Here is a 19,800-nt window from a genome sequence, read left to right on the forward strand (position 1 = left end):
GCTGATTAATTAAATTTGGTTGACAATTAATATCATTAAAGCACGTTACATTAAAAAACCCATTTATACATATGCTTAACTTTTTTCAGCAGGACGAGGTAGCCGAAGCTGCACAGACGGCAGAGCCGATCGTAGAAGAAAAGACCTTATCATTATTCGACCTAATGTTTAGTGGTGGTCTTGGAGGTCAGATTATTATAATCATTCTTTTTGTTCTCTTATTCGCAGCGGTTTACATTTATTTTGAAAGATTGTTTGCCATCAAGGCGGCAAGTAAGGTAGATAAGAACTTTATGCTCCAGATCAAGGATAGCGTTCTAAACGGGAATATAGAATCTGCCAAGATGCGCTGCGCTCAAAGTGATTCGCCGGTAGCAAGACTAACCGAAAAAGGAATCTCCAGAATTGGAAGTCCTTTGGAAGATATCAATACTGCTATAGAGAATGCTGGTCGGCTTGAAGTATATAAACTTGAAAAAAATGTTAGTATTCTGGCAACTGTTGCCGGTGCTGCGCCAATGATCGGGTTCCTTGGAACTGTGATTGGTATGGTGCTTGCATTTCATGAATTGGCTACAAGCAGCGGCCAGGCTCAAATGGGGGCCCTTGCAGAAGGGATTTATACAGCCATGACCACTACCGTTGCAGGTTTAATTGTTGGTATTATCGCTTATATAGGTTATAATCACCTGGTTGTGAAAACCGATAAAGTGATACATCAAATGGAAGCTACCGCGGTAGATTTCCTTGACCTTTTAAACGAACCTGCTTAATATGAATTTAAGAGGAAGAAATAAAGTAAGCCCAGAGTTTAGCATGAGTTCGATGACAGATGTGGTTTTCCTGCTGCTCATCTTTTTCATGCTAACCTCGCCGGCAATAACCCCTGAGGCTTTGGACCTTATTTTACCAAAGGCCAAAGGTAAGACCACTAGTAAGCAAACACTTTCGGTGAGTATTACCAAAGATCTTCAGGTGTATATAAATAGTGAAAGAATTAGCAATAGCGCACTCGAGTCTACTCTGAATACCCGCCTTGCCGGTGAAGAGAATCCTACCATTATTTTAAGAGTGGAAGAGGGGGTGCCTATAGAGAAAGCGGTAAATGTTATGGATATCGCAAATAGAAATAGTTACAAGATCGTATTAGCGGTTAAACCTGAATAGAATGTCTTTGCTGGAAACTAAACATGAGAAGAAATCTTTTACCATTACAGTAGTGCTCCATGTACTGCTGATACTTCTTTTGATATTTTTCGGCCTTACTTATTTAGACCCGCCACCAGAGAGCGGTATTGCTATTAATTTCGGAACTTCAGAAGTTGGATCAGGAAATGAGCAACCTAAAGAGCCGGTTAAGTCTGCTCCCAAAAAAGTTGCTGCGCAACCTGTAAAGTCTGAACCAGTGATCGAAAAAGAGGTGGTTACCCAGGATATTGAAGAAGCGCCGGTGATCGAAAAGAAGAAGAAGGAGCCAACCCCCGTTGAGACCAAGCAGCCTGAACCTAAAAAGGAGCCTGAACCGGTTAAAAAACCTGAACCTAAGCCTGATAAATCGACGAATGATGCTTTAAGTAGTATCCTTAATGGTCCGGAAAGATCAGGAACTGCTACCGGCGGTGAAGGCAATGATAATGTAGCCGGAGATAAAGGTAGTCCAGATGGTGATCCTAAGGCCAGTTCGTATTATGGCCAGGGAGCCGGATTAGACGGCGATGGCAACTACAGGCTTGGAGGAAGAAAAGCATTGAATAAAGAGAAATTCGTGCAGGATTGCAACGAATCAGGGATCGTAGTGGTTAAGATAGTTGTAGATCAGTCTGGTCGTGTAATTAGTGCACAGCCCGGGATGAAGGGGACTACGAATAGTGCTGCCTGTCTTTCGGGTCCGGCAAAAAGAGCTGCGCTGGCTACAAGATTTAACAGCGATTCCAATGCGCCTGCTACACAGGTAGGAACGATTATCTACGATTTTAAACTCACGGAATAAGTGAAAACGTATCAAGAAACTGTTGACTGGATGTTTCAACAGTTACCGATGTTTCAAAGAATCGGTAAACAAGCTTTCAAAAAGGACCTTTCCAATACAATTAAACTTACCAAACATTTAAATAATCCTGAAAAGGGATTTAAAAGTATTCATGTTGCCGGAACCAACGGGAAGGGTTCTGTTAGTCATATGTTAGCTTCAGTATTTCAATCTGCAGGCTACAAAACTGGTCTGTATACTTCACCTCATTTAAGAGATTTCAGGGAAAGGATCAGGATTAATGGTCAAGTAGTACCTGAAGCGAATGTGGTTGCATTCATTGAAGGGAATCAGGTTTTTCTGGAGGAGAACAAATTGAGCTTTTTTGAAATGACCGTGGGAATGGCCTTCGATTACTTTGCTAAAGAAAAAGTTGATATTGCCATCATCGAAACGGGTATGGGAGGTAGATTGGATTCCACCAATATTATTACTCCCGAACTTTCAGTCATAACTAATATCGGCTTAGATCACACTGCCTTTCTGGGAACTAATCTTTCCGAGATCGCAGGTGAAAAGGCTGGGATTATTAAAGAAGGAATCCCGGTAGTTATTGGGGAAAAACAAGAGAAAACAATTCCTGTTTTTCGATCGAAAGCGCACGAAAAAAGTGCCAAAATATTCTTTGCTGAAGATTCTAACTTTCCAGATTATTCTACAGATCTGCGAGGAGACTATCAGCAGAAGAACTTAAGGACTGTTTTGTCTTCTTTAAAGGTTTTGAAAGAACTTGGCTGGGAAATAGATGAAAAAGCTATTGAAGATGGACTTAAAAATGTGAAATCCAATACCGGGCTTAGAGGCCGGTGGGATATTCTCCATGATGCTCCAAAGGTGATCTGTGATACGGCACATAATGCCGAGGGGCTGCAATATGTCCTGAAACAATTGAAAAACGAAAACTACAGGCAGTTACACATGGTGATAGGGGTGGTAAATGATAAGGACCTTTCTACGGTTTTGCCTTTATTTCCTAAAGAAGCTGAATTTTACTTTTCTAAGCCAGACGTACCAAGAGGGTTAGATGCAAACTTACTACAGGCAGAAGCTGCGAAATATGGGCTTATCGGGCAAGTGTATAATTCTATACCTAAGGCCTATGCTGCTGCTAAAGATGTTGCTTTAAACGAAGATCTGATTTTTATTGGTGGAAGCAATTTCACCGTTGCCGAAGTAATCTGACCAAAAATTAGGTGGAAAAAAAAATTGGTCTATCTTTATAAAGTGTTGTTTAACAATTAACTAGATTTTCCCCCGTTCTACGTCTTAACCTTCCTTTGTTATTTCCCATCCCTACTTTTGAGTTGACTCTTTAGCTGTGAATAATTATTCACTATTAAAATCAACTAAAAATGAAGACAATTGCAAAACTATTAGTTTTGGTGATATTGATTTCCCTAAGCGGAAATGCAATATGCCAGGAAGAAACAGATCAGCCTTATAAGCCTGTTTACATTACCATGACCACTACCCATTGGAGTGGAAATCCCGATACAGATTTTTCTGATTGGCTGGATACTGAAAAGGAATATTTCGATAAGGTAACCAGTAAGAATGATCTAATTTTAAGTTCTGGTGTTTATACACATTATTTTACTCCAGATAATTCAGAGGTCGTACTTGTAAACGTATATAAGACCTGGGCCGATATTGAAGAAGCTAATGAGGTAAATCAGAAGCTTATTGAAGAAGGCTGGCCAGATGAGGATGCCAGAGATGCATTTTTTGAAAAGCAAGCCAGTTATTATGCGCCAGACCATAATGATGAGATCTACCAGTCTATGAACTATATGATCCCGGAAACAGGTGATACCAGCAAGTCTCGTATCTTCTATGTTCGAAGCAGTGATCTTGCCATGGATGGAGAAGGTTCTCCCGAAAAATTCCGCGAGTATTACGAAAAAGTTACCAAAAAGAGCAAAAAGCTTAAAGGCTATTATACACACAGGCATCTATGGGGGTCTAATAGCAGGGAAATGAGCGAGGTATTTGTATTTGACAACCTTGGAGAGATAGAAGAATTTTTTGATGAAGAAGGAAAGATTGCAGAATCTGTGTGGGAAGATGAAGGAGAGAGAACGGCCTTCATGGAAGAAATGGGTAAATTGTTTACTGGGAAACATGCAGATTATGTTTACAGGAATGTACCTGAGCTTATGAAATAAAAAACTGGTCCTGAGCTTATTAGTTCAGGACTTTTTTTTGATCCAGCATTTTATTTCCGGCTTGAAAAATTAATTCAATTTTTCGCTGAAATTGTTTTGTGTAATTGAAAATCTAGTCTATATTTGCATCCGCAATCAAGCAAGGGCGCGTAGCTCAGTTGGTTCAGAGCACTTGGTTTACACCCAAGGGGTCAGGGGTTCGAATCCCTTCGCGCCCACAGAAAAAGAAAAGGTTTCCAGAAATGGAAGCCTTTTTTAATGCCTGAAATTTTAATTGAAAATCATTAAAATTTTATACTTGTGGTAATTGAAATTTAATATATTTGCATCCGCAATCTTGCAGGGCGCGTAGCTCAGTTGGTTCAGAGCACTTGGTTTACACCCAAGGGGTCAGGGGTTCGAATCCCTTCGCGCCCACAGAACGAAAAAAGCTTCCAGAAATGGAAGCTTTTTTATTTTCCAGAGTCTTCGAGCATTTATGTTTCGGGATAATTCTTTTTAATATATTTGATCTCCGAATGGAGTGTTAGCTCAGTTGGTTCAGAGCATTACCTTGACAGGGTAGGGGTCACTGGTTCGAATCCAGTACACTTCACATCATTAAACCTCGTTGATCTAACGAGGTTTTTTAGTTTCTGAAATTGAAGTATCTTGAACTCAACAAAAATTCAATTATGAAAAAAATACTCTTAATTTACTTTATTGCTTTTTACGCTGCATACTGATGCACAGAATTCTACAGATGAGAAACAATTAAAAGATTTGATACAGAATTCCTTTGACGATATTTTCTCAGAAATGCAGTTAGAAAGGCTTGGTGATTATTATACCAGCGATTTTTTACTTCTTGAGGCGGGAGAAGTTTGGGATATGAATAGAATAAAAAGTGAACTAGCTTCGTATGATCTTCAAGGTAAAAAGCGGATTAACCGTTTTGAATTTATCGAAGTGAAGGTGAAAGATGATACAGCATGGATTGCTTATCATAACACCGCTACCTTTGAAAAGGAGGAAGAGATCGTTGGAAAGCTTCAATGGCTTGAAAGTGCTACAGCTATAAAGACAGGAGATGGATGGAAACTGGATATGTTACATTCCACCAGGGTTTCTTCGGAATAAGCTTAATTATTGCTTCTGGTATAAACCTGTAGGCTTTCCAAAACTCTTTCCATAGCCATTCCTCTTGATCCTTTAATAAGGAAATAGCAATTTTGGAAATCGCTTTCATCAAGGTGCTCTTTTAGCTTCTCAAAATCCTTAAACTTGAAAATAAAGTCACTGCTGGTATCAGTAAGTTTGAAGTTTTCGCCAAGGAGATAGGATTCAGAAAAATCACTGTTGGATATATAATTAGCAATCACCTGGTGTTCTGTCGCAGCGGCGCTACCTAGTTCGAACATATCACCCAATATCACTATTTTTTGTTTGTCAGTTCTAAGGTTTTTAAAATTTTCTAAAGCGGCAAACATGCTTGTTGGATTGGCATTATAAGCATCCATGATAATTACATTATTCCCGGTTTTAATTACCTGGGATCTATTATTGCTAGGTGTATAGTTTTCAATAGCGCTTTGAATTTTCCCAAATTCAACCTTAAAATAGAGACCTATACATAAAGCAGCGGCGATATTGGTAGTATTGTAATCCCCGGTTAACTGGCTTTTGAAATCTGTTTGATTATAATGTAGCTGAGCATGTTCAAGTCCCTTCTGGTACTTTATTTTCACATCTGCGAGCCGGCTTTCCCCAAAGCTAAAAGTATGGCTGTAATTTTCATGTTTTTTCTGAATATCATCATCAAGATTTAGGAAGATGAGTTTGTGGTTTTCCTGGAGATATTTATATAATTCAGTTTTGCCTTTTATGACGCCTTCTACACCACCGAAACCTTCAAGGTGAGCTTTTCCGAAGTTTGTTATATATCCATAATCTGGATTAGCTATTGTGGACAGGAATTCGATCTCAAGCAGGTGGTTAGCGCCCATTTCAACGATCCCGAATTCAGTTTGATCATCCATTGACAGGAGAGTTAAAGGAACTCCAATATGATTGTTTAAATTACCTTTTGTAGCAATGGTTTTGAATTTTTGAGAGATAACCGAATGTACCAGCTCCTTGGTGGTCGTTTTCCCGTTGCTGCCCGTTATTGCCAGGATGGGAATTCCTAAATAATTTCGATGAAAGATAGCCAGCTTCTGAAGTGTTTCAAGAGCGTTCTTCACCACAATATATTCTTCCTTGTTCTTCGCGTATTTCTTGTCGTCTATTATGGCGTAACGTGCTCCTTTTTTAAGTGCATCTTCAGCGAATTCGTTCCCGTTAAAATTATCGCCTTTAAGGGCAAAGAACATACTATCTTTTCTAATTTTTCTGGTATCTGTGTCCGCACCTGAGCAAAGTAGAAATCGTTGATGGAGTCTGGCTGTATTCATAAAATTAAAGCTATAAAAAAAGCCCTAAACATGTTAGGGCTTTAAGTATAATTTATGCTGAAATTATTAATTACTTCTAGCGGTCTTGTTTTTATCTAATGATTTTGATCCAACTCTAGACATAGCATTTCTAAATCCAATATAGTCTGTTGCCATATCCTGTGGGAAGTAACGTCGCTGAGCAGGGTCCAGCCAGTAAGCGCGGTCTTTCCAGCTACCACCTTTATAAACTCTTACTTCATCACTAATAAGGCTTGTTCTCTTTTCTTTATCGTAACCTCTTGAAGTAATTCCTCCTTCTGCAGAACTATCTGCATAAGTGAAATTATCATAAGTTGGAGAGTTATACATTCTTTTAGATGGATCTTCTTCCATTTCCTGAAATGGTTGGTAATATCTACTTGAGCTTTTATCACCATCTCTAAAGTCTCTCTGATCACTTTCTGTAAAGTTAGTTCTCATGTAGGTGTCTTCTTCGGTCACTGGTACCTGGGCGATCTCACCAGGAAGGTTTCTTGCTACTAGCTTACCATTGCTTAAAGTGTCATATACTACATCATCGGTTCCTACTACTTTTACCGTACCGTCTTCATTTATTGCGTGTTTAGTATAAACGTTTCCACGGTAGTAGTTGAAGTCATTAAATTCATCATCAACGATTGGACGATAAACATCGGCTACCCATTCAGAAACGTTTCCAGCCATGTCATACAGACCAAAATCGTTAGGCTCGTAGCTTTTTACTTCAGCAGTAATATCGGCGCCGTCATCACTCCATCCAGCGATTCCACCGTAGTCACCATCTCCTTGTTTGAAGTTTGCTAACTGGTCTCCCATTTTCTTAACATCACCGTTTCTGGTGTACTGTCCATCCCATGGATATTTTTTTCTACCTCTATAGGTGTTGTAATTTCTAATTCCAACTAATCCAAGTGCAGCATATTCCCATTCAGCTTCAGTTGGAAGTCTGTACTCAGGATAAATAAGTCCGCTTTCACGACCAGGGTAAACTTTTTTCACAGGGTTACCTGCTTCGTCGGTTTCACTTAATCTGTCCTGGGATTCATCTCCACCCTGGCTAATTTCGGTATTTCCGCCGTAAGCTTTGCTAGGGGTGTGGATGTAAGTTTCTGTGTTGAAAGTTGAAGATGCGCTGGCATCAGTAATATGTGCGCCCTCTTTAATAAAGCCTTCTTCTTCAAGACGGTGTTCGTTAACCCGGTCTGTTCTCCATTTACTGAATTCTACAGCTTGGATCCAACTAACTCCAACAACAGGGTATTCGGCATAGGCAGGGTGACGTAGGTAATTAGTTACCATGGTCTCATTATAACCTAATCTATTTCTCCATACCAATGTATCTGGTAGTGCACCGTTGTAAATATTCTTATAGTTATCTTCCTCTGGAGGGAAAACGCGTCTCAACCAGTCAAGATATTCAAGGTACATCTTGTTGGTTACTTCGGTCTCATCCATATAGAAAGACTGCACGTGTTGTTGAGTTGGAGTGTTATTCCAGTCGTGCATAGGGTCATCCTGAACACGTCCCATAGTATAGGTTCCGCCTTCAACAAAAACCAGACCCGGAGCAGCTTCCTGTTCCTTATAATCTGTATTGTACTGGAATCCACCTTCGTCAGAATTTATATCCCAACCGGTGGCTCTGGAGGTGTTTTTGTAATTATTGGATTTATTACAGCTAAGTAAACTAAGGCCGCAAACTACAGCAATAACGCCTTTTAAAGCTACATTCAAATTCATATTATTTCCTTCTTTATGATAGAAATTTAGGCTTTGCAATATACTAATTAACGATAAATGTACAAGATTATTTTGTTAATTCTGAAAGTCCGGAAATTCCTATAACTCTCTGATATGCTATAACCTAACTTTGTTTTATATTCGGTTTATTTCTAAGCTTTTATGGTATGCAAAACCATGACGAATTTAAACGATAAAAATTTCGGGAAATTGTCTTCACTTGTAAATTTTACCGAATTTTTATACCTCTCGTCTTTTCTCTGCAATAAATTCAATTAAATTGAGTTATATTCAATAACCCTTAATTTATTTATCATTTTGATTTTACAGCATTTATCTGGTTGAGAAAGCTTTTTCAAGCATTGGTTCTTTCTTAACAGGAATATTACTATATATTTGTTTATCATTAACTACGATAATGAAAAAAATTACATTCTTTTTGATAACGGCAATTTTGTTCGCCGATTTTTCAGTTTTTGCACAGGACGACAGGGATAGGGTTATTACAACAGCTGTTCCATTTTTATTAGTAGCTGCCGATGCTCGTGCTGCCGGAATGGGAGATCAGGGCGTTGCCAGTTCCCCAGATGTGTTTTCGCAGCAGTGGAATCCAGCGAAATATGCTTTTGCAATCAGGGAAAATGGAGTTGCTGTGTCTTATACTCCTTATTTAAGTGAGATCGTAAATGATATATTCCTGGGAAGCTTAAATTATTATCATAAGCTGGATGACCGAAGTGCTCTTTCTGCAAGTTTGAGATATTTTAGTCTTGGTAATATAGAAACAAGAGAGACTTTTGAGCAATTTCCTAATACTGTTAATCCAAATGATCTTACCCTTGATCTCTCTTACTCACTAAAATTAAGTGAAACCTTTTCCATGGCAGTTGCTGGTAGGTATTTAAGATCAGATCTGGGATTACAGGATTTAGAGGATCTTGGAGCTGCATCTACCTTTGGGGTTGATGTCGCTGCGTATTACGAAGGGGAACAATTAGTTCTAAGTAATTTCGATGCAAGGTGGAGATTAGGTGCAAATATTTCAAATATTGGGCCTAAAATGAAATATGATGATGCAGGGCAGGAGAACTTTATTCCTACTAACCTGAAGCTCGGAGCTGGATTTGATTTTATTTTCGATGCAGATAACCGTTTAGGGACTTATGTTGAATTCAATAAATTATTAGTGCCAACTCCTCAGGATTTCGATGGTGATGGCGATATAGATGCTGAAGATGACCAGGAGTATAATGAAATTGGGTCTATCGAAGGTATCTTTAAGTCTTTTGGCGATGCTCCAGATGGATTCTCGGAAGAAATGAAAGAAATTACTATAGCTTTAGGAGCAGAATACTGGTATCAGGAGAAATTTGCTTTGAGAGCTGGTTACTTCAATGAAAGTGAAGAGAAGGGTTTCAGGAGATTTTTCTCCATGGGAGCCGGGTTTGCTTATGAGTCTGTTGTGATCGATGCTTCTTATTTGTTTTCCACTTCTTCGGTACCAAGTCCATTAGAGGGAACTTTGAGGTTCGGACTTAGTTTTAACTTTGGTGACAATTACTCTAATTAGAAAAAGCATATTTCTTAAAACTATCTTATAAGGACCGGAAACCCGTTAGGTTTCTGTTATCTTGTCTTTCCAATTATTATTTATGAAGCCACTTACGATTACTTCACGTTTAGAAGTTTACGATTCTATTGATGAGGTCCCTGAAGATATTCAGGAATTAATGCAAAAAGCGGTTGAGGTTAGAGATACTGCCTACGCTCCTTATTCCAGGTTTAAAGTAGGAGCAGCCATTTACCTGGAGAATGAAGAAATTGTGGTTGGTAGCAATCAGGAGAACGCCTCCTATCCATCTGGCTTATGTGCTGAAAGGACGGCCGTTTATTACGCCGGAGCAAAATTTCCGGAGACAAAAATCCTGAAGATCGCAATCACTGCAAAATCTTTGCGGCATAAAGTAGTTTCGCCAGTACCACCATGCGGTGCATGCAGGCAGGCTTTAGCCGAATATGAAGTAAAGCAGGAAGAGCCTATAGAGCTATATTTTATGGGGGAAACCGGAAAGGTTGTAAAGGCCGATTCTGTAAAGGATCTATTGCCTTTAATTTTCGATAGTTCCTGTCTATAAGGTTTTCGTTATTTTTTGCTACAAAACTGTTTTCGTTTCTTAACGAAAATAGTATTTTTGTTATCCGCTTGGCAAAACCAATCTGTCTGGCCTTTAAATATAAATTTTAGATGAAGAAAATTACAAAAGCCACATACTTAAAGTGGTACGAGGATATGTTGTTCTGGCGCAAATTCGAGGATAAACTTGCGCAGGTTTATATTCAACAGAAAGTTAGAGGGTTTTTACATTTATATAATGGGCAGGAAGCTATCTTAGCCGGTGCACTTCATGCAATGGATCTTGAGAAGGATCGTATGATCACCGCCTATCGTAACCATGTTCAGCCAATCGGGATGGGAGTAGATCCTAAAAGAGTAATGGCAGAGCTTTATGGTAAGAAGACAGGTACATCTATGGGACTTGGTGGTTCTATGCACATTTTCGCTAAAGAGCAGAGATTTTATGGTGGTCACGGAATTGTAGGAGGTCAGATACCTCTTGGAGCCGGGCTAGCATTTGCAGATAAATATCACAAAAGAGATAATGTGACTCTTACCTTTATGGGTGATGGTGCAGTTAGACAGGGTTCTCTTCATGAAACATTAAACATGGCCGTAAACTGGAATCTTCCGGTAGTTTTCTGTGTAGAAAACAACGGTTATGCAATGGGAACTTCAGTTGCCCGTACTTCTAAAGATACTGAGATCTGGAAGTTGGGTAATGGTTATGAAATGCCTTGTGGTCCGGTAGACGCGATGGATCCTGTGAAGGTTGCTGAAGCTCTGGACGAAGCGATCACAAGGGCAAGAAAAGGAGATGGTCCTACATTCCTGGAATTAAAGACCTATAGATATAGAGGTCATTCTATGAGTGATGCTCAAAAGTATCGTACCAAGGATGAGGTTGCTGAATATCAAAAACTGGATCCTATAACTAAGGTTCGTGATATTATTAAGGAGAAGAAATACGCTTCAGATAAAGAAATTAAAGAAATCGATAAACGCGTTAAGGAAAAGGTTGCAGAATGTGAGAAATTCGCAGATGAATCTGACTTCCCTGACAAGAATGTTATGTATGACGTTGTTTACGAACAGGAAAATTATCCGTTTCTAGCACATAAATTAGACTAAACTATGGCAGAAGTAATCAAAATGCCACGTTTGAGCGATACCATGGAAGAAGGTACTGTTGCAAAGTGGCTGAAACAAAAAGGAGATAAAGTAGAAGAAGGAGATATTCTTGCCGAGATCGAAACCGATAAGGCGACGATGGAGTTTGAATCTTTCTATGAAGGTACTTTGCTGCATATTGGTGTTGAAGAAGGAGACGGAGCGCCGGTTGACGCACTACTTGCTATAATTGGTGAGGAAGGTGAAGATATTTCAGACCTTATCAAAGAAGCTGAAAGCGGTGATTCTTCAGATAAAAAAGATGAGAAATCTGAGGAGAAGGATTCAAAAGAAGAATCTGGGTCTGATGATGAATCTGATGATTCTGAAGATTCAGATGATTCCGAAGGAGGAGATGGAGATCTGCCAGAAGGTGTTGAAATTATAAAAATGCCTCGTTTAAGTGATACCATGGAAGAAGGAACCGTGGCAGCATGGCTTAAGCAAGAGGGAGATAAAGTAGAAGAGGGAGATATTCTTGCCGAGATCGAAACCGATAAGGCAACGATGGAATTTGAATCTTTCTACGATGGTACTCTTTTAAAGATCGGTATACAGGAAGGTGAATCTGCGAAGGTAGACAGTCTTCTTGCGATTATTGGTCCTGAAGGAACCGATGTTTCTAAAATTGATACTTCAGGCGGCGGAAGCAAAAAGTCAAAGAAATCTGAAGATTCTGGAAAAGAAAAAGAGACAGATTCTTCAAAAGATTCTGAAAAGCAGGATGCTGAAGAGAAAAAATCTGGTAGCGATTCTCAGGCTAAAGATGGTGCAAGAATATTTGCTTCCCCTCTAGCTAAAAAAATGGCAGAAGATAAAGGTATCGATCTTTCTGAAGTTTCAGGTTCTGGTGAGAATGGAAGAATTGTAAAGAAAGATATAGAGAACTTTAAAGGTTCAGAGAAAAAACCTGCTGAAGCAAAAGCCGATTCTTCGGAAAAAACCACAGCAACAGCACAGCCTTATACTCCTGCAGGAGAAGAAAGCTTTGAAGAGCGTAAGAATTCTCAAATGCGTAAGGTTATAGCTAAGCGTCTGGGTGAATCTAAATTCACTGCACCGCATTATTATCTTACGATAGAAGTAGATATGGAAAATGCCATGGCTTCACGTAAGCATATCAATGAAATGCCAGATGTTAAGGTTTCTTTCAATGATATGGTGATTAAAGCATCTGCTATGGCTCTAAGGAAGCATCCACAGGTAAATAGCCAGTGGACGGGTGATACCATGAAGATCGCCAAGCATATCCACATGGGAGTTGCTGTAGCGGTTGACGAAGGTCTTGTGGTTCCGGTTCTTAAGTTTGCAGATCAAATGTCGCTTACTCAAATTGGTGGTAATGTAAAAGACCTTGCTGGAAAAGCAAGAAATAAAAAGATCCAGCCAGCTGAAATGGAAGGAAGTACTTTTACTGTTTCCAACCTGGGAATGTTCGGAATTGTAGAATTCACGAGTATTATTAACCAGCCGAACTCTGCTATCCTTTCAGTAGGAACTATTGTTGAGAAGCCGGTGGTTAAAAATGGAGAGATCGTAGTTGGTAACACAATGAAGCTTACCCTTGCATGTGATCACAGAACAGTAGATGGCGCAACGGGAGCAGCATTTTTGCAAACCTTAAAAACGTATCTTGAAAATCCAGTGACTATGCTAGCTTAATTCAAGCTTCTAATAATATTTTGAATCCCGCTTAATCGCGGGATTTTTTTATCTTTAGCAGTATGAGAAAATATAAGATTAGACTTCGCTTTAACGCATTTCTACTAATGCTGTTCTTGTTTCAAATAAGTTTAGCCCAATCTTCAAAAACCAACTCGAATAAAGTTTCAGTTGAGGAAGTTCAGGAAGATCTTAATTATTTGTCTTCAGACGAACTTGCCGGAAGAGAAACTGGCAGTGAGGGTATTGAAAAGGCTGCTAAATATATTGAGGAGCATTTCACAGAGGCTGATATTGAACCTTATTTTACTACTTATCGGGACGAGTTCCAGGTAGATGATCGCAAAGGATATAATATAGTTGGGTTGCTGGAAGGAACAGATGAGGACCTCAAAAATGAGTTTATTCTCATTGGAGCGCATTATGACCATATTGGTCATGGAAAAACTATAGATGGTGATGATATTGCCAATGGAGCAAATGATAACGCAGCAGGAACCGTTGGAGTCCTTCAGCTGGCCAAACAATTAGCCGCCAGTGGTGATAATAAGAGAAGTATAATTTTTGCTCTTTTTTCAGGAGAAGAATTGGGCTTGAAAGGTTCGGAGCATCTTGCAAAAAGATTAAAGGAAGATGAGGTCGATCTTTATGCTATGATAAACTTGGAGATGATTGGGGTGCCTATGAAGGCCAAGGATTATAAGGCTTATATTACCGGTTTTGATAGGTCTAATCTGGCTGAAAAGTTCAATGAATATTCCGGAGGGGAGCAGGTCTTAGGTTTTCTTCCTCAAGCTGGACAAATGAACCTTTTTAAAAGAAGCGATAATTATCCATTTTATAAAGAATTCAATGTGCCGGCCCAGACTATTTCTACTTTCGATTTTTCAAATTATTCCTATTATCACCATGTAGATGATGAAGCTGAATATCTTGATGCCCGGCATATGGCAGAATTAATTGAAGACCTTATTCCCGGAATTCAAAAGATAGCGAATACGGCTGATAAGGAAATTAAAATGAATTTATAATGAAGAATATAGTAATTACCGGGACAAGTAGGGGAATAGGTTTTGAGCTGGTTTCTATTTTTGCCGGGATGGGACATAACGTACTGGCACTTTCCCGAAATGAAAAGACGGTATCAGACCTATCATTAGAAAATGTAAAAGCATTCTCTTTTGATATTACAAATGAGGACAGCCACTTGAAAGCTGAAAGTTATATTACTCATCATTGGGATTCAAAAGTAGATGTTCTTATTAATAATGCCGGCGCTCTTTTAAATAAATCGTTTGCAGATTCTCAATGGGAAGATTTTAGTAAAATCTATAAAGTGAATGTTCTCGGCGTGGCTGAGGTCACCAGGAAACTATTGCCTTTTATGCATAAAGACTCACATGTTTTAAATATAAGTAGCATGGGGGGAGTCCAGGGTAGTATGAAATTCCCGGGACTGGCTGCATATAGCAGTAGTAAGGGAGCTGTTCTTACTCTTACAGAATTACTGGCGGAAGAATATAAGGAAACAGGACCTTCGTTTAATGCGCTGGCATTAGGTGCAGTTCAAACCGAAATGCTGGAAGAGGCATTTCCGGGTTATGAAGCACCGGTTTCTGCCAAAGAAATGGCAGAATATATTGCAGATTTTAGTTTGAAGGGACATAAACTATATAATGGTAAAATTTTGCAGGTGTCTAACAGCACGCCATAGTCTATGAAGGATATCCTTGCCAAATACCTGCCTGCGAATGCCGTGGAACCAGTATCAGCACTTATTAAAATGAACGGTGTTCATCTTAAGATCGTGAACGAACGGGTAACCAGGCATGGGGATTATAGGAGAATGCCAGATGGTTCACAGCAAATAACCATTAACGCCAATTTGAATAAATACAGGTTTTTGATCACAAGTATTCATGAGATCGCGCACCTTATAGCTTTTGAAAAATATGGCAGGAACATTAAACCACATGGGGCAGAATGGAAGCATTGTTTCAGAAGTTTGATGTTGCCTTTTATAAGGCCTGAAATATTTCCGAATTCCCTGCTTCCGGTAATAGCAAATCATTTCAGGAATCCAAAGGCCAGTAGTGATACCGATGCAAAATTATCTGTGGCGCTAAAAAGTTTTGATCCGGAAAATGATAAAAACTATATTTTTGAGATCCCTTCCGGGAGTTTATTTAAGATCCATAATGGGAAAACATTCAAAAAAGGTCCAAAAAAGATCAAAAGATATGAATGTCTGGAGATGGATACCGGGAGAATATATCTTTTTCAGCCTAATGCTGAAGTACATTTAATTAAGGCTTAAAATTATGACGGGGACAAAAAAGGACAATTATTATGCAATTCTTATGGCGGGTGGTGTTGGATCACGATTCTGGCCTTCCAGTAAAGCATCTAATCCTAAACAATTTATAGATATTCTCGGGGTAGGTGAAACTCTTTTTCAAACTACTTTTAAGAGGTTATCTGGTTTGATTCCTGCTGAAAATATTTACGTGCTTACCAATAAGAAATACGTAGATATGATAAAGGAACAGATTCCGCATATTAAAGACGAGCAAATAGTGCCTGAACCTGAGATGCGGAATACAGCTCCAAGTATCTTACTTGGTGCTTTAAAGATCTATAAGAAAAATCCGAATTCTCTCATTGTAGTAGCCCCAAGCGATCACTGGATAAAAGAAGAAGCAGATTTTATGGATGCGATCCAAAGCGCTTTTGATTATGCTGAAGAGGACGACCGCCTTATTACCCTTGGAATTCAGCCAAGTTCTCCGAATACCGGATATGGATATATAAAATATGATAAGGATGCTGGTGAGCCTCTAAGAAAGGTAGAGAGATTTACCGAAAAACCAGGGCTTAAAAAGGCTGAGAAATTCCTGGAAGAAGGTAATTATGTATGGAACGCTGGTATATTTATTTGGAGCACAAAATTTATTGTGGCAAGTTTTAAAGAACACCTGCCTGAAATGTACAGTCTTTTTGAAAAAGGGGATGAGATGTGGAATAAAAAGGAGGAAAAAGCTTTTCTGGAGGAATATTACACTCAGGCTGCAAACATTTCTATAGATTATGGAATTATGGAAAAGTCTGATTCTGTATTTGTGATTCCGGTAAGTTTCAGTTGGAGTGATCTTGGTACCTGGTCTTCTGTACAAAACGAATTACCCCAGGATGAAAATGGAAATACAGCGATAAACTCCAGGCTGGTGGTTCAACAGGCTGATAATAATATTATTTCTACTTCTAATAAAAAGATAGTAGTTTTGAAAGGACTTTCAGATTATATCATCGTAGAGGATAAGGATGTCCTAATGATCGTTCCAAAATCTGATGAACAGGAAATTAAAGAAATACGTGAGAAGGTGATGAAGGAGTTTGGCGAAGACCTTGGTTAAAAATGGCAAATACAGAAAATAAGGAAAAGGTCACTAAGGCCTCTGGAGGTGAGAACCTGCGTGAAGACGCGAAAGAAATACATGCAAAAGCAAGGAGTTTCTTAAGCCGCCTGCTGGATATACGAGAAGATACCGACAGAGAATCTACGGTTGAAGCTGTTCAAAGAGATATTTCGTTTAAAGGGCATAATGCATGGATCCTTATATTTTCCATCTTTGTTGCATCCATAGGACTAAACGTTAGTAGTACGGCGGTTGTTATCGGTGCCATGCTTATTTCACCATTAATGGGACCAATTGTTGGCGTGGGAATGTCTGTTGCCATCAATGATGTAGACACTCTTAAGCGATCTTTTGTGAATCTTGGTATCATGGTAGGCTTAAGTGTATTAACTGCTAGTGTATATTTTCTTATTTCGCCGGTTAAAGAGGAAACGCCTGAACTTGTTGCCAGAACCTACCCAACTATTCTTGATGTACTTGTTGCTATTTTTGGTGGTCTTGCTTTGATCGTTGCTAAAACTAAGAAAGGGACTATTGCAAGCGTTATTCTTGGTGTTGCTATCGCTACAGCACTTATGCCACCATTATGTACAGTTGGTTATGGTCTGGCAAATGCAAAATGGCATTATGCACTGGGAGCTTTGTATCTATTTTCTATTAACGCAGTTTTTATTGCATTGTCAACCTTTGTAGTGGCTAAATTATTAGGCTTTCCTCTGGTTAGATACGCCAATAGTAAAAGAAGAAGGAGAACAGCTCAAATAGCTTCTACCATAGCAGTCATTGTAATGATCCCTAGTGTGATTCTTTTCGTGAACCTGTTAAGGAAGCAGGTTTTTGAAAGTAAAGCACGAGAATTTCTTTCAGAGACAGTAAGGTTTACAGGAACTGAAGCTTTGAAATCTACCAGTAGTTTTAAAGATAAGACCATCGATGTTTATCTTATTGGGAACAGGGTCCCTTACGGAACCATCGAAACCTGGCAGGAAAGAATGGGGGAGATCGAAGCTTTAAAAGAAGCAAAGCTTATTGTTCATCAGGGTGCAGATCAGACTCAGGATATAGACAGACTTTCTACGCAATTAAGAAGTGGGATACTAGAAGATCTCTATGTGAAGAATCAGGAAGCTTTAGAAGATAAAGATAAGCGAATAGAACTCCTGGAATCTGAACTATCCAAGTATAGAGGTGATGCTTTTTCATTTTCAGATCTTAGCAAGGAAGCAAAGATCAATTATGAGAATATAGAGCAGATGGGGTATTCTAATCTTATTTCTACCAATTTTGATCGTCAGGATACGATACCAACATTTACCGTGACCTGGAATTCCAGTTTAAATAATTCTCAGCTGAAAACAGAGCAGGAAAAATTTGAAAAATGGATGAAAGTAAGGTTAAATCTCGATACGCTTGCAATCAAGAATGTGCGTTAATTACATTCCCTGTTGTTGAGCTTTCCTAACCTTTTGGAATAAATTTGATGAATAAACGAATTCGGTGACGGCTTCGTCATCGGTTTTAAAGATCTCTTCTTTGGTACCTTTCCAGGCAAGCACACCTTCTTTTAAGAATGCTATCCTTTCACCTATTTCCAATACAGAATTCATATCGTGGGTAATAAGAACAGTAGTGATGTCATTCTCATGGGTTAATTCCATGATAAGATTGTCAATAACTGTAGCTGTTTGAGGATCCAGCCCAGAGTTAGGCTCATCACAGAAAAGATACTTTGGCTTGTTAACTATGGCCCGGGCGATCGCAACCCTTTTTTGCATCCCACCACTAATTTCTGAAGGCATCTTATTTCCTGTTCCTTCCAAATTTACTCGTTCCAGCACTTCGTGAACCCTTTTCAGCATTTCACTTTTCTTTTGCCTGGTAAACATGGTTAATGGAAACATGACATTTTCTTCTACAGTCATCGAATCAAATAATGCGCCTCCTTGAAAAAGCATTCCCATTTCTGTTCTAAGCTCACGTTGCTCTTCATCAGAAAAACTGGAGTAAGGTTTGCCATCATATTCAATAGTCCCCTTATCTGCCTTAAAAAGACCAAGCATACATTTAAGAAATACACTCTTCCCGGAACCTGACTGTCCAATGATCAAATTGGTCTTTCCTCTTTCAAAAGTATAATTGATACCTTTAAGAACTTCCTGTTCATTAAATGCCTTATGTAGATTTTTTACCTGTATCATTTGTTAGCTTAATAAGAGTTGAGTAACACAATAATTGGTTACAATTAATACCACACTTGTCCAAACGAAAGAGGTTGTTGAGGCCTCTCCAACTTCCAGTGCTCCACCTTTCATATAATAACCATGGTAAGAGGGAACAGTTGCTAAAATAAAGGCAAATAAGAAGGTCTTTATAAAGGCGTAGGTAAGATGAAATGGAGTGAAATCATCCTGTAAACCTGTAATAAATTGATCTGAAGTCACAAATCCTCCCAGAACCGCAGCGGTATATGCACCCGCGATGCCTAGAAACATTGAAATCGCGATGACAAAAGGATAGGTCATCATAGCAACTATCTTAGGGAAAATAAGGTAATTCTTTGAGTTTATTCCCATTACCTCTAGAGCGTCGATCTGTTCAGTAACTCTCATAGAGCCGATACTGGAAGTAATAAAAGATCCAACTTTACCTGCCATAATGATCGAGATAAATGTAGGAGCGAATTCCAGAATAACAGATTGCCTTGCTGCATATGCAACCAGGGTTTTTGGTATAAGCGGGTTATTTAAGTTAAGGGCAGTTTGAATAGCCACAACCGCACCAATAAAAAAGGAAAGGAATGCCACTATTCCTAATGACCCCATGATCAATTCATTGATCTCTTTAAATATGAGATTTCTAAGAACCGAACGTTTAGTCATTCGGCCAAAAACTCCCTTAAGCATTAAAAAATATTCCCCAATGGAGTGCAGGTAGGTCATTAATTGAATTTTGAAAAGCTAAAATACTAAAATTTCGCTCTAAAGTATTTAAGGCTTAATTAAACTTTAGCGTTTGAAGTTTAGTATTTTTGAGGTGTTTTAAATTTTAA

General features: G+C 38.9%; 19 protein-coding genes and 3 tRNA genes. 18 read left to right on the forward strand and 4 right to left on the reverse strand.

The features are described 5' to 3' along the window. The first annotated feature begins 71 nt into the window (after positions 1-71). From G3I01_RS07405 to G3I01_RS07445, 9 genes are all read left to right on the forward strand, one after another. Complete coding sequence (locus G3I01_RS07405; protein WP_108172251.1) at positions 72-773, forward strand: MotA/TolQ/ExbB proton channel family protein; 702 nt, start codon at positions 72-74, stop codon at positions 771-773. Position 774: 1 nt separating this feature from the next. After that, positions 775-1,167, forward strand: a complete 393-nt coding sequence (locus G3I01_RS07410; RefSeq protein WP_219552418.1) for a biopolymer transporter ExbD — start codon at positions 775-777, stop codon at positions 1,165-1,167. 1 nt (position 1,168) lies between these two features. Next, a complete protein-coding gene (locus tag G3I01_RS07415; RefSeq protein WP_219552420.1) occupies positions 1,169-1,990 on the forward strand; it encodes an energy transducer TonB in 822 nt (273 codons plus the stop codon). Beyond that, complete coding sequence (locus tag G3I01_RS07420) at positions 1,991-3,211, forward strand: folylpolyglutamate synthase/dihydrofolate synthase family protein (protein ID WP_257710834.1); 1,221 nt, start codon at positions 1,991-1,993, stop codon at positions 3,209-3,211. A gap of 170 nt (positions 3,212-3,381) precedes the next feature. Then, complete coding sequence (locus G3I01_RS07425; RefSeq protein WP_219552422.1) at positions 3,382-4,194, forward strand: hypothetical protein; 813 nt, start codon at positions 3,382-3,384, stop codon at positions 4,192-4,194. Between the two features lie 143 nt (positions 4,195-4,337). Then, positions 4,338-4,412: transfer RNA gene (locus G3I01_RS07430), tRNA-Val, on the forward strand. Between the two features lie 124 nt (positions 4,413-4,536). Further along, positions 4,537-4,611 (forward strand) — tRNA-Val (locus tag G3I01_RS07435). Positions 4,612-4,714: 103 nt separating this feature from the next. Then, positions 4,715-4,789, forward strand: a tRNA-Val gene (locus G3I01_RS07440). Positions 4,790-4,896: 107 nt separating this feature from the next. After that, complete coding sequence (locus G3I01_RS07445; protein WP_257710835.1) at positions 4,897-5,313, forward strand: DUF4440 domain-containing protein; 417 nt, start codon at positions 4,897-4,899, stop codon at positions 5,311-5,313. Between the two features lie 2 nt (positions 5,314-5,315). Here G3I01_RS07445 and murF read toward each other — a convergent pair whose 3' ends face one another. Next, on the reverse strand, positions 5,316-6,626 hold the full coding sequence (gene murF / locus G3I01_RS07450) for a UDP-N-acetylmuramoyl-tripeptide--D-alanyl-D-alanine ligase (RefSeq protein WP_219552424.1): 1,311 nt from the start codon (positions 6,624-6,626) through the stop codon (positions 5,316-5,318). A gap of 66 nt (positions 6,627-6,692) precedes the next feature. Next, on the reverse strand, positions 6,693-8,387 hold the full coding sequence (gldJ, locus tag G3I01_RS07455; protein WP_219552426.1) for a gliding motility lipoprotein GldJ: 1,695 nt from the start codon (positions 8,385-8,387) through the stop codon (positions 6,693-6,695). A gap of 418 nt (positions 8,388-8,805) precedes the next feature. Here gldJ and porV point away from each other — a divergent pair, with 418 nt between their 5' ends. The 9 genes from porV to G3I01_RS07500 all read left to right on the forward strand — a co-directional run bounded on the left by porV (position 8,806) and on the right by G3I01_RS07500 (position 18,184). Then, complete coding sequence (gene porV / locus G3I01_RS07460; RefSeq protein WP_219552428.1) at positions 8,806-9,957, forward strand: type IX secretion system outer membrane channel protein PorV; 1,152 nt, start codon at positions 8,806-8,808, stop codon at positions 9,955-9,957. Positions 9,958-10,039: 82 nt separating this feature from the next. Next, positions 10,040-10,522, forward strand: a complete 483-nt coding sequence (gene cdd / locus G3I01_RS07465; protein WP_219552430.1) for a cytidine deaminase — start codon at positions 10,040-10,042, stop codon at positions 10,520-10,522. 110 nt (positions 10,523-10,632) lie between these two features. After that, complete coding sequence (pdhA, locus tag G3I01_RS07470; RefSeq protein ID WP_219552432.1) at positions 10,633-11,634, forward strand: pyruvate dehydrogenase (acetyl-transferring) E1 component subunit alpha; 1,002 nt, start codon at positions 10,633-10,635, stop codon at positions 11,632-11,634. Between the two features lie 3 nt (positions 11,635-11,637). Further along, entirely contained in the window at positions 11,638-13,335 is a 1,698-nt protein-coding gene (locus tag G3I01_RS07475) for a pyruvate dehydrogenase complex dihydrolipoamide acetyltransferase (RefSeq protein WP_219552434.1), read from the forward strand. 62 nt (positions 13,336-13,397) lie between these two features. Next, positions 13,398-14,366 (forward strand): M20/M25/M40 family metallo-hydrolase, encoded by a 969-nt coding sequence (locus G3I01_RS07480; RefSeq protein WP_219552436.1) that lies wholly within the window; start codon positions 13,398-13,400, stop codon positions 14,364-14,366. Beyond that, entirely contained in the window at positions 14,366-15,049 is a 684-nt protein-coding gene (locus tag G3I01_RS07485; RefSeq protein WP_219552438.1) for an SDR family NAD(P)-dependent oxidoreductase, read from the forward strand. The genes G3I01_RS07480 and G3I01_RS07485 overlap by 1 nt, the downstream gene beginning before the upstream one ends. 3 nt (positions 15,050-15,052) lie before the next feature. After that, positions 15,053-15,652, forward strand: coding sequence for a SprT-like domain-containing protein (locus G3I01_RS07490; RefSeq protein ID WP_219552440.1), 600 nt, complete (start codon positions 15,053-15,055; stop codon positions 15,650-15,652). 4 nt (positions 15,653-15,656) lie between these two features. Further along, positions 15,657-16,748, forward strand: a complete 1,092-nt coding sequence (locus G3I01_RS07495; RefSeq protein WP_219552442.1) for a mannose-1-phosphate guanylyltransferase — start codon at positions 15,657-15,659, stop codon at positions 16,746-16,748. A 2-nt stretch (positions 16,749-16,750) separates the two neighbouring features. After that, complete coding sequence (locus G3I01_RS07500) at positions 16,751-18,184, forward strand: DUF389 domain-containing protein (RefSeq protein ID WP_219552444.1); 1,434 nt, start codon at positions 16,751-16,753, stop codon at positions 18,182-18,184. Here G3I01_RS07500 and G3I01_RS07505 read toward each other — a convergent pair whose 3' ends face one another. Both G3I01_RS07505 and G3I01_RS07510 read right to left on the reverse strand, forming a co-directional pair. Beyond that, positions 18,185-18,949, reverse strand: coding sequence for an ABC transporter ATP-binding protein (locus G3I01_RS07505; RefSeq protein ID WP_219552446.1), 765 nt, complete (start codon positions 18,947-18,949; stop codon positions 18,185-18,187). A 3-nt stretch (positions 18,950-18,952) separates the two neighbouring features. Next, a complete protein-coding gene (locus tag G3I01_RS07510) occupies positions 18,953-19,690 on the reverse strand; it encodes an ABC transporter permease (RefSeq protein WP_219552448.1) in 738 nt (245 codons plus the stop codon). Positions 19,691-19,800 lie beyond the last annotated feature (110 nt).

The sequence above is a fragment of the Gramella sp. MT6 genome, from assembly GCF_019357415.1.
Taxonomy (GTDB): domain Bacteria; phylum Bacteroidota; class Bacteroidia; order Flavobacteriales; family Flavobacteriaceae; genus Christiangramia.

What these genes read in the sequence shown, in the direction of transcription:
- G3I01_RS07425 (WP_219552422.1), top strand. Translation starts at nt 3,382, where the DNA reads ATGAAGACAATTGCAAAACTATTAGTTTTGGTGATATTGATTTCCCTA.
- G3I01_RS07405 (WP_108172251.1), top strand. Translation starts at nt 72, where the DNA reads ATGCTTAACTTTTTTCAGCAGGACGAGGTAGCCGAAGCTGCACAGACG.
- gldJ (WP_219552426.1), bottom strand. Translation starts at nt 8,387, where the DNA reads ATGAATTTGAATGTAGCTTTAAAAGGCGTTATTGCTGTAGTTTGCGGC.
- murF (WP_219552424.1), bottom strand. Translation starts at nt 6,626, where the DNA reads ATGAATACAGCCAGACTCCATCAACGATTTCTACTTTGCTCAGGTGCG.
- G3I01_RS07490 (WP_219552440.1), top strand. Translation starts at nt 15,053, where the DNA reads ATGAAGGATATCCTTGCCAAATACCTGCCTGCGAATGCCGTGGAACCA.
- pdhA (WP_219552432.1), top strand. Translation starts at nt 10,633, where the DNA reads ATGAAGAAAATTACAAAAGCCACATACTTAAAGTGGTACGAGGATATG.
- G3I01_RS07415 (WP_219552420.1), top strand. Translation starts at nt 1,169, where the DNA reads ATGTCTTTGCTGGAAACTAAACATGAGAAGAAATCTTTTACCATTACA.
- G3I01_RS07475 (WP_219552434.1), top strand. Translation starts at nt 11,638, where the DNA reads ATGGCAGAAGTAATCAAAATGCCACGTTTGAGCGATACCATGGAAGAA.
- G3I01_RS07495 (WP_219552442.1), top strand. Translation starts at nt 15,657, where the DNA reads ATGACGGGGACAAAAAAGGACAATTATTATGCAATTCTTATGGCGGGT.
- G3I01_RS07500 (WP_219552444.1), top strand. Translation starts at nt 16,751, where the DNA reads ATGGCAAATACAGAAAATAAGGAAAAGGTCACTAAGGCCTCTGGAGGT.
- porV (WP_219552428.1), top strand. Translation starts at nt 8,806, where the DNA reads ATGAAAAAAATTACATTCTTTTTGATAACGGCAATTTTGTTCGCCGAT.
- G3I01_RS07410 (WP_219552418.1), top strand. Translation starts at nt 775, where the DNA reads ATGAATTTAAGAGGAAGAAATAAAGTAAGCCCAGAGTTTAGCATGAGT.
- G3I01_RS07480 (WP_219552436.1), top strand. Translation starts at nt 13,398, where the DNA reads ATGAGAAAATATAAGATTAGACTTCGCTTTAACGCATTTCTACTAATG.
- G3I01_RS07505 (WP_219552446.1), bottom strand. Translation starts at nt 18,949, where the DNA reads ATGATACAGGTAAAAAATCTACATAAGGCATTTAATGAACAGGAAGTT.
- cdd (WP_219552430.1), top strand. Translation starts at nt 10,040, where the DNA reads ATGAAGCCACTTACGATTACTTCACGTTTAGAAGTTTACGATTCTATT.
- G3I01_RS07485 (WP_219552438.1), top strand. Translation starts at nt 14,366, where the DNA reads ATGAAGAATATAGTAATTACCGGGACAAGTAGGGGAATAGGTTTTGAG.
- G3I01_RS07510 (WP_219552448.1), bottom strand. Translation starts at nt 19,690, where the DNA reads ATGACCTACCTGCACTCCATTGGGGAATATTTTTTAATGCTTAAGGGA.